At 39.7% G+C, this 9973-nt stretch carries 9 protein-coding genes; 5 read left to right on the top strand and 4 right to left on the bottom strand.

What is annotated here, in order from left to right:
- Positions 1-235: 235 nt before the first annotated feature.
- The gene (locus DWW13_RS17100) at positions 236-1513 is read right to left on the bottom strand and encodes an ROK family protein (protein WP_118720667.1); all 1278 of its coding nucleotides are present in this window, start codon (positions 1511-1513) and stop codon (positions 236-238) included.
- 397 nt (positions 1514-1910) lie between these two features.
- On the opposite strand from DWW13_RS17100, the gene DWW13_RS17105 reads away from it, so the two are divergent.
- From DWW13_RS17105 to DWW13_RS17125, 5 genes are all read left to right on the top strand, one after another.
- Positions 1911-2234, top strand: coding sequence for a hypothetical protein (locus DWW13_RS17105; RefSeq protein ID WP_147398335.1), 324 nt, complete (start codon positions 1911-1913; stop codon positions 2232-2234).
- A gap of 358 nt (positions 2235-2592) precedes the next feature.
- Positions 2593-2994, top strand: coding sequence for a DUF6431 domain-containing protein (locus DWW13_RS17110; RefSeq protein WP_118720671.1), 402 nt, complete (start codon positions 2593-2595; stop codon positions 2992-2994).
- A gap of 799 nt (positions 2995-3793) precedes the next feature.
- Entirely contained in the window at positions 3794-4339 is a 546-nt protein-coding gene (locus tag DWW13_RS17115) for a GNAT family N-acetyltransferase (RefSeq protein WP_118720673.1), read from the top strand.
- A 12-nt stretch (positions 4340-4351) separates the two neighbouring features.
- The gene (locus DWW13_RS17120; RefSeq protein ID WP_118720675.1) at positions 4352-4783 is read left to right on the top strand and encodes a hypothetical protein; all 432 of its coding nucleotides are present in this window, start codon (positions 4352-4354) and stop codon (positions 4781-4783) included.
- Positions 4784-4799: 16 nt separating this feature from the next.
- The gene (locus DWW13_RS17125; RefSeq protein ID WP_118720677.1) at positions 4800-5192 is read left to right on the top strand and encodes a protein-export chaperone SecB; all 393 of its coding nucleotides are present in this window, start codon (positions 4800-4802) and stop codon (positions 5190-5192) included.
- A 410-nt stretch (positions 5193-5602) separates the two neighbouring features.
- Here the strand turns inward: DWW13_RS17125 and DWW13_RS17130 are convergent, their stop codons facing one another.
- The 3 genes from DWW13_RS17130 to DWW13_RS19135 are packed head-to-tail and all read right to left on the bottom strand — an operon-like array spanning position 5603 to position 9844.
- The gene (locus DWW13_RS17130) at positions 5603-8200 is read right to left on the bottom strand and encodes a transglutaminase domain-containing protein (protein ID WP_118720679.1); all 2598 of its coding nucleotides are present in this window, start codon (positions 8198-8200) and stop codon (positions 5603-5605) included.
- Positions 8201-8248: 48 nt separating this feature from the next.
- Positions 8249-9550 (bottom strand): RNA-binding domain-containing protein, encoded by a 1302-nt coding sequence (locus tag DWW13_RS17135; RefSeq protein ID WP_118720681.1) that lies wholly within the window; start codon positions 9548-9550, stop codon positions 8249-8251.
- A 21-nt stretch (positions 9551-9571) separates the two neighbouring features.
- Positions 9572-9844: a hypothetical protein gene (locus tag DWW13_RS19135; protein ID WP_199674874.1), complete on the bottom strand. Its 273-nt coding sequence runs from the start codon at positions 9842-9844 to the stop codon at positions 9572-9574.
- Positions 9845-9973: the final 129 nt, after the last annotated feature.

Consider the following 9973-nt stretch of genomic DNA (forward strand, 5'->3'; position numbering starts at 1 on the left):
GCTTCCACCCACCGGACTATATACCCTTAGCTGGACGCACGATCAGACCCCGCATAGCATTGGGCAGTGCAAAATTTATAATAATCTTTTTCATTCAGTAACACCGCCATTTTAACAGGGGCAGACCCAAATGCTTACACTTGTGTTTTGACGTTTTCAGATAAAGAATCTAATTGGAAACTTGTGATAGAGGAGAGCCGCGCGAGATCGCGGCTCTTGATGTTGAAGGGACAGATCAGAAATTCCAATTAATATCTTCTCCCAGCTTATCAAAATAAGCACAAATAGCAACACCGATAGATGGTGCTGTAGGACCGAGACTAGAAGATTTAAGTTCACACTCATTAGCAATATAGGATAGCTTATTAGCATTTATGTACTTATAAAGCAATGGCCACATATAATCTGCAATTTCTTTGAATTTTCCGGTGAAAACAATTAAATCTAAGTTAAGGAGATTGATGAGCAGATTAGTGACTTTTCCAATATAATATGTGAAAATTTCAAATTTCTTTGGATTATCCATTAAATAGTTTTTAATATTAGCAGAAGTCAATTCTGAAAATTCAGCTTTCGTCATCTCAAAAACATCATTTCGAATCCGATAGTCTAAACATTCAGAACTCCCGCAGGAACAACAGCTTTCCACGGCTTTAAACTCTATAGCAGGATAGGGTGGTAACTCCAAGTGACCGAGTTCACCGACAAAATTTGTAGCACCATGGTATAAACTGTTATTAAAAATCATGCCCGCACCTACACCAGCACCGAGATAAAGGATCAGCATATTTTTTTTGTCACGATATTTGTAGTTAGTACTTTCAGGATTATACATATTATATTTTTCAGCCACGACAGACGTATTGGAATTATTATCAATGTAGATATTGATTCCTTTTTGGTCGAAAAAGTCCAGGCGATTTGGATAAATAATAGTATTCAGCGGTTTATCCGACAAAAATTCAAGGTTATGGGACTTTACAATTTTCTTTGTGACATTGTCGATGGCACCTGTAAAAGCAATTCCAATTGAAATAATATTCATATGGAATTGATCCTGTTTTTCTACCAACTTTATAATATCGGCAATGATATCATCTAATTTTGTCTGCAGTTCAAAGAGATTGTCTGGAGTTTGAAAGAAAATGTAATTGGTAATTTCTTTTCTGTTTTCATCCATATACTCACGTGCATCACAAAAGATATCCAGATCGGACAAAACGCGGCCAAATTTTTCGCTGGAAATAGGAGAAAAATTCATGTCAATTATAGTAAGTTTTGTCTGTGCAGATCCAACAGATATACCAATCATATGCGCGAAATCCGGGTTGATCAGTAAGGGGCTGGAAGCACTTAAAATATTACTTTTCCTTAAAACTTCAATATTAGTGGATACAGTCGGCCAGGAAACTTTAAGATACTCTGCCAAGGCAGCTTTTGAAATCTGTGGATAACAGCGTATAATATTGATAAGTTTATTGTTGTTTTTTAGCTGTGAGATTACATCGTTCATAAGTATTATTCCTTTCAGCAAGTTTGGTACGTAAGGACCATGATTTGGGTGGGGTTAAGTGGTTGAAATATTGCTTTAAGGGAAATGAAATCCCTAAAAAATAGAAGCACTTGTACGATCTAATATAAAATTATCATATCATATACTCCAATGGATGACAAATAAAAGTGCACAAAAATATATCGAAAAACTTTAACAGAAATTTTAAAGTGTCAGAAAAACATACAACAAAAAAGGATATTAAAAAGCTTTTTAAAATATATTGACATAAAAATGCGAACGAGGTAGAATTTAAATAGTAACTATTCTGTGGCACTGATTGGGTCAGGAGGTGGTTGAATGTCCCCGAATCCTCTCTGAAATGATAACATATGCTCCGGATAAGAAGGAGTTTTGTTTGAAACTTGGAGCAATAATTGCAGTTGGAGTAATAGTTATAGCATTGGCTGTTATTATAGGTGTCGTTTATTTGCTTGGTACAAAATTAAAAGAAAAAGGGAAAATAGAGCGTATAAAAATTGTCTGTGAAACATTAAGGAAAACACAAAAGGATCCCATTATTGATAAGGATGAAGTGGAAAGTTTATTGAAAAATGAGATACAAGAAGAAATCAAAAAAGAGATTAAAAATTGTATAAAAGGAGAAAAATCGTACAAGCAGCGTAAGACTGCTGGAAAAAAGATAGCTGATTTTATTAAATTTTTTTTGGAAAAGGAGTAATTGAATTGAATAGAGAAGAAATATACGCGTAATAGCCTCGGTTCCTTGGAATTGAGGCTATTAAATTTTTGAAAGAAATACAAGGGGATTAAGCCGGAGAGCGACATATTGATATAACAATATAATGAGATCTTTCATCGATGTGATGCAAGGCCTTTTAGATCAAGTGTTGTTGACTCCTTAAATTAACGCTATTATGATCTTCTTGCATGTCTCTGGATTGATCTGTATACTGTCAGTAGTCTACAGAAAGAAAAAGAACCCAGAGCACCCTCCCTGACAAGTTGTGTACTCTGAGATCCTGGTCATATAACCATGATTATTATATCAGATTACACACTGGTCCTCAAGGAGGATTTTGGTATTTTTTGTTGAGAGCAGTGAAACTTCCCATATGTGCCCCATCTGCCACTCCTATCATACGGAACTTCCGGACTGCCTGGTGCCTTACAAACACTACGAAGCAGAGGTCATCTCCGGGGTTCTGGATGAAGTAGTACGCCCAGAGAATCTGGACTCAGAAGATTATCCGTCCTTTTCCACCATGCGGCGCTGGATGCAGTGGTTTGTAGAAAACCTTACCCGGATCGAAGGATATCTGCGTACGGCTGGATTCCATCTGCTGGCCTGCGGCCGGGACATCCTTTTTTCAAAAGTTTCCCTGCTCGATGCAGTCAGTAAAAAGCATTCCGACTGGCTGGAACGTATCCTGCGTCTAATCTATAACAACGGCGGATTTCTGGTTCCGATCCGCTGGTAAAGCAATGCACCTGCTTTGATTCGTCTGATGCACTGCCTGCTGGTATAGTTGTCTCAAAAGGAGGCAGTTATACTATGAATACAGAAAAAACAGCTGCAACACAGCAATGGCAGGATCAGGAAGCGCTCCGCCGCTTTCAACTGATTTCGCCGCTCTGACATACCTGAAAATTAAAGCAAAATTGTTACTGTTCCTTTATATGAACTCCGCACTAATTTTTGTACTTCGTTTAATTGCATTACTTTCATCCGCTCTAATTCGCATTCGTCAATAGTATCAGGGGTAAAAATCCTGATTTTTACATTTCCAGTGTCCGTATTGTTCTTAATTGTGATATCATATAATTTTATTTTTTTACAAACGATTTTTCTTTCATAATTTCTCCGAAAATAATTTTATACAAGGATGATTTATTTGCTGACTTGTGATATACTTAAAGTAATGTGTGGACTGGGGAATTTAGTATAATGTACGTTTGTATTCTAATAAAGTATGAAATATAAAGAGAAGATCTGTATGCGTTAATAACGCACGCAGGGTTTGATATAGGGGATAGGGATTACCCCATATCTAATAGAGAAACTACCGGTAAAGGCATGGAAATGTCTTACATTGCCACTAATAATCCACGCATATTTGTGCCGAAGTTTAAGATATAGTGTTTTTAGGTGAAGCTGATCACGCATGACAAATTAGCATAAAAAAGTAAGAATTCTAATTATTTCTATGGATTTTAACACAAATGATCTGTCTTGGTAAAATACAGACTATTAATTAAACCAAAAGAAAGGGTGAAGATATGGCAGAGCTTCAATATAAATTGATGACATCTGCGGTTAATAACTTTGATTGTGGGAATCCTGCGATTAATGAGTATGTTGAAAATTCCTATTTTGCCACACTGCTGCAACAGTGTTATGCATATGAAATTGAATATAAGTCACTCGTAGTTGGATACTATATGATAACCTTTCGGGATGTCGCTTTTTATGATTGTATTTCAGAAATATCTGATTATCAAATTGATGATTTTGGAGAATTTCTTCCCAGTTTGTATATAAATTATCTGGCAATAGGAACAAAATATCAAAAGAATAAAATTGGGACAAAAACATTAGAAAAAATTATTAATGAAGCACGGCAATGGACTGATTTTTTACCAATTCGTTTTATTACCCTGAATGCAGTACCTGAAAAAGTGGACTGGTACAAAAAAATTGGATTTAAAGAGATGGGCAAGAATATTGATGCGGTAAATACATACATGTATATTGACCTTATTAAGGACAGTCAGTATGTGAAAAATTATTTTGAACAACAGACCGCTGACTTATTAGGGTATTGAAAGGAGAATATTATGCGCAATACTGTTATGACAGGTCCCATTATTTTATCTAAGGAAGATTCTTCACGACTTCGACAGAATATTCTTCATCCGACCGTTGAGTATCTTCAAGAACAAGAGCGTTATTTTGAAGAAATAGCTTCCAGTATGATTATCCACAAAGAAGGTTCTAATACAAGAGTAGAATTTAAAGATCTGGATCTTTCTAATCTTGATTTAATGATTGAAAAAGAAAAGAATGCGGCACCAGTACAAGTTCTAATGCGAGCATCCGCCTATATTTCACTTACACCAAAGACTTCTTTTATAAATATGCACAAAGCTATTTTAAATAAAGCTGTTTATGTGCATGAAATGATAGACATTTCTGAAACCGGTTATTCATATAAAAAAACACAAAAAGACACAGAGCTTCCGGAAAATAATTTAACAGAAGCAGCTTAGTAAGAAAGGAGAATGTATGGTTAGTTCATTTCAGTTTAGCAATCCTTCCCTTTTAAAACTCTCTTTTGCATTAAATAATGGATTTGAAACAGAAGATGCTTCCCAAATAAATATATCTCTGGAATCACATGTGGAAACACAACCTGGACCGGAAAAAAATTCAGCCGTGGTTGTTTTGAATCTTCTGATCGGAAAAAAAGACGACTCCTCTCCATTTTTTATTGAGGCTGAAGAAGCTGCATTGTTTCGGTGGAATCCAGAGAAGGTTGATGCAGAACATAGTGAGAAATTATTAAAACAAAATGCACCGGCATTATTGTTATCCTATTTGCGCCCAACAATTTCCTTAATTACATCTGCATCACCTTATGCTGCTTATGATATCCCTTTTATGAACTTTACAGAATAGTTAATAGGTGCGGGAAATTTTTGAATTTGCCATTCTGCTTATTTCGAAAATTTTTCGCACCTGTTTCCTGATTATGTTATTATTCTACTGTAACACTCTTTGCCAAATTCCTCGGCTTATCCACATCCAGTCCTTTCGCCACAGAAACATAATATCCCATCAACTGCAACGGAATCATTGCCAGACTTCCAACGAAATGTTCATCCACCTTTGGTACATACAACGTAAGCGCTTAATTCTTGGGTAACTATACACCTGCTGTTTTGCAGCTCATAATGAATGATAGTAAATAACTTTTTACTCCACTCCGCTGATAGGATGAGTTGACCACATTGGGGTCAGACCGTGCGTCCGGCTAAGGGTATATAGTCCGGTGGGTGGAAGCATTTTTTTGGAGCTATAGTCCAGGTTTATGCTGTTTTTGTCTTTCCTTTTACCCATTTTCCATCGTTTCCGACGTAATATTTTCCAATCCACTGGTTCGTCGCCATGGCTCCGTCCGCTTTGACATAATAGTCTCCAACCCAGCAGTCTGCGCGCATCTGACCGTCTTTGTTAAAACTGTACCAGGTCTTGCCAATCTGTTTCCACTGGTTCTTCACCATTACGCCATTACCTTCGAAATAATACCATTTTCCCTCCAGAAGCACCCAGCGGTTCTTCACCCATTTGCCATCATTTCCAACATAATAGGTTCCAACCATCTGATTCGTCGCCATGGCTCCATCCGCTTTGACATAATAGTCTCCGACCCAGCAGCTTGCACGCATCTGACCGTCTTTGTTAAAACTGTACCAGGTCTTGCCAATCTGTTTCCACTGATTCTTCACCATCACGCCGTTGTCTTCGAAATAATACCATTTTCCTGTGATCTGCTTCCACTGTTTTTTCGTCATCACACCGTTGCTTCCAAAATAGTACCATTTTTCTTCCAGAAGCACCCAGCGGTCCTTTACCATATGGCCGTCGGATGCAAAGTAATACTGCTGCTTTTCAATTTCTTGCCAGCCGGTTACATAGTCACCATACTGGTAATAGTAGGTCTCTCCACCTGCCACGCTCCAGCCTTCCCAGGGCCGTTCCGGGACATATCTTCCGTTCTCATCGAAATACTCCATTTTTTCTCCGGTCCATTCCCAGTCTGTAGCCATGGTACCGTCGTATCTCATATAATAAGTACCGTCGACCCACTGTTCCATATACATCACGCCGTCCGTTCCAAGATAATACTTCTGACCTTCCCACTGCTGCCAGCCGGTCAGTTTCACTCCGTTGTTATCGAACAGATACGTTTTCATCTGAATATCCTGCAGACCCTTCAGCATCTCACCTTCGTAGTTAAAATAGTATTCTTTCCCGTCGATCGTCACCCAGCCGGTCTGCATTACACCGTCTTCACCCAGATAATAGGTATTTTCCCCAATCGTCAGCCAGCCAGTCATTTTCTGTCCTTTTCCATCCAGATAATGGCGTCCTTCCCCGTCTTCCATCCAGCAGTTTTTCTGCCAGATTCCATCCTGATTCAGATAATACTTTCTTCCATTGTCTTCTACCCAGCCGGTCTGCATCACACCAGTTTCATTAAAGAAGTAAAAATTTCCATCCAGACTCTGCCAGCCGGTCAGTGCTTTCTGATTTTTAAAATATTTTCTGCCGTCCAGATCCTCAAACCAGCCATCTGCAACCGGAGTCTCCTCTTCGAAGGGCTGCTGAATGGTCTCATACTCCATCGTGCTGGCATGATATTTCGTAATCTCCAGCTGGCCATCCTCCCATCGAAGATCATTAATATCCCAGAAAATTTTCTGATCATCGGGCAGTTCATAGACAACTGTTTTTCTTCCTGTCTTCAGAGAATAACGCCAGACAGTTGTATAGTCGGTGCAATACAGTGCATCCCTGGTTTTCACCAGCATGGTAGTCACTCCGATTCCATTTCCGCCCCAGACAACGGTTTCTTTTCCTGTTGCCGGGTCGTATGTACACAGAGCACTATTCTTGATGTAATAATGGATTCCGTCCTGCACATAGATCGGAGAGTCGATCTCTCTCCAGTATGCGTTTCTGTATTTTGTACTGGTGCACGCATGGACTTTGTCTTCTAATTTATGCTTCGTGGGATTGCTGGCCGGTTTGATTGCTGCCAGATCATCCGTAGACAGCAGAAAATGTTTATGACTAACCCTTGCACTCTCACTTTCATCGCAGACGGTGTCCACGTTATAATACTTTCCATCGATCTGAATCATATTCCAGGCATGTGACTGTGGATCCGACGGCCTGCTCGACACAAAGCAGGCATCGATGCCCAGATGATTCATCAGATACTGGTAAGCACTGTTATAACCCTGCGCTGTTGCATATCCGAGCATAATGGCTCCATAACTTGTCCAATGTCTCTGTGAACCGTCAAAATGCACATGAGAGACCAGATAATCGTGAATCACCAGTGCTTTTTCCTCATCGGACATCGTATCGTCTACCAGACTGTAAATATACTCCAGTTTTCGGTCAATTTTTTCAAAGATTTCCTTTGTTTTCTTTCCCTCTGTATGTGATACCTCTGCATAGGTATAATATTTGCTAAACGGATTCGAATAAAGTTCCAGGCCTACCATCAGAATGTCCGGAAAATACGGAGAATAACTGTACAGATTGTTGATCCGGTTTCCATCCTGGCCTTCCTCTTCTTTGCGTTTTGCTTTTAAATCCCCCAAAGGAACAATAATGGTATCCTTTTCCGGATTGTCAAGCATGGCCTTTTTAATTCGTTCTTCCATAATAAGATACAGCTCCATGTCTGTACCCTGAAAGTCTTCCCGATTATCATCTGCCGCATACGCTGCAGCTTCATCCTCTGCTGCTTCCTGCTCCTGCAAAACAAGCTCTGCATCCGAATTGTCCGTTTTTTCCGCTGCAAACACGCACTGTGGAACAGTCAAAAACGCAACGACTGATATGAAAAAACATACTTTTACAAACCGTCGGGGCTTTTTCCTTTCTTTCATTCTGTTTTTCCTCCCTCTTGCTTTTGTTTTTATTTATTAGCGTGAATGTTATATCTTCTTATACTTTGTTTTTCTGCCTCTTCCGTCCTGATAGATCAAGCCGTCTGTAACCATGCGTTTTAGAATACGGCTGGCCGTTGTTTGGCTGACATCCAACAGTTGATCCACATCGCTACGCACTACATAGCCGTTTTGGGCAATCAAGTCCAGAATCTTTTCTTCATTGGATTTACGTTCATTAGGAACTCTATCAGTTGCCTTAACGGCATTTCTATTGGGGAGTGTAATTTTGAAAGCGTTGTTTGTTACTTCAATTTTAGGTTCCAACCCTGTGCCTGCGTATGCTTTCATGATTTTGGGCATACCAGTTCCGTAAGCTTCAATCAGCTGTAAGCGATAGAAGATAGCTGCTAATTTCGGATTTCTGCAAACGGAGAGGCCGAGCATAATGTCATCCAAAGTGATCCCGGTAGGCAGACCGCCCACGGATACAAATTCAATTCGATCCTCATAAATACTGACAAGGGTGCTGGCACTAAAGGAGTAATCTCTATGCACCAGAGAATTCATCAATGTTTCTCTCAAAGCGTCCTCTGGGTAATCTCTGGTATCAGTTCGGTATAGTCCTTCAAATGTGGCCTTGGTTTGATTGTGAAGATCAAGATAGGCATACAAATCTTCCATCTGCTGAAACAGCGAACCAGTAAACTCACGTCTATCTTGGAATACGCTCTGATCAACACCGGCAAAGGTTGCTGCCTTGATGGTATTCGGACATTGTTCGGACAGAAGCAACGCTACATTGGAGTAAATGCCGTCCGAAGAAACCATTCCCAAAGTCTGCATCTTAGTAGCATCATAGGGAACCTTCCTCTTGGCAAACTGTGCTTCAGCTACCTGAAATGACAAATTCTGCTCCAAAGAGCGCATGGTTTCAAAACTGTCGCCATCGGTTTCTTTAATCATTTTTCGGATGGCGGTATCAGAGGCAGGATCTGTAGATGTACCATTTCGGACATATACGCCGCTGGGCTTTAATCCCTTGCTGCCCAGATAATAGGGACGGTCTGTACCCTCCTGAACGGTCACGGCGATAATTTGTTTATCATCTATCACTTGTGTCTCATAGTGGACAAACATCGTAATATCAGGTTTGATGGAATCCCGAACCATGTTATTTATTTGCAAGGTAACACGGTCGGCACTATCCACACCAATCACCGTACCATTGTCCTCAACACCAATGTAAAGAGTGCCGCCTTTTGTGTTAGCAAAGGCAATCACCTCTTTGCAAAGGTCTGCAACAACCGAAGACTTGAGTTCGATAGTTTCGCTCTCAATAAATGTCATAAGGCACCTCCTGTAGTTTTCCTAATCACCATTATAGTCATTGTAGTCGTTCTTGTCAATCAATATTCGTGTGGTGATTAGAAAAGGCAAGAAGAGGGTACGAATCCATATTGAGTGGAAGCGTACCCTCGATGATATAGCGATGAAATTATTTCCGTTTCCTTTTTTCTTAATCACAGATTGCCGGACAGCTTCCATGGCGGCATTCATGTTGGTGATCCGCATATCCGCAATGCGGTCAACATAAATTTCTGCATCCAGCATCATGCGCTGAAAGTCTTTGTGACAGATCATTTCAGAAAGCAGCCGGTGGTTGAAGTTAATACAGTAATTGCATCATCACTCAAATGCAGAGCGTCCAGCTCTGTGTTTGGGTGATTTTTAGTTTGTTGGTTTTCTTTCCAACATGATATTTAGTTTGCG

The sequence above is a fragment of the Blautia sp. AF14-40 genome, assembly GCF_003479665.1.
Taxonomy (GTDB): domain Bacteria; phylum Bacillota; class Clostridia; order Lachnospirales; family Lachnospiraceae; genus Fusicatenibacter; species Fusicatenibacter saccharivorans.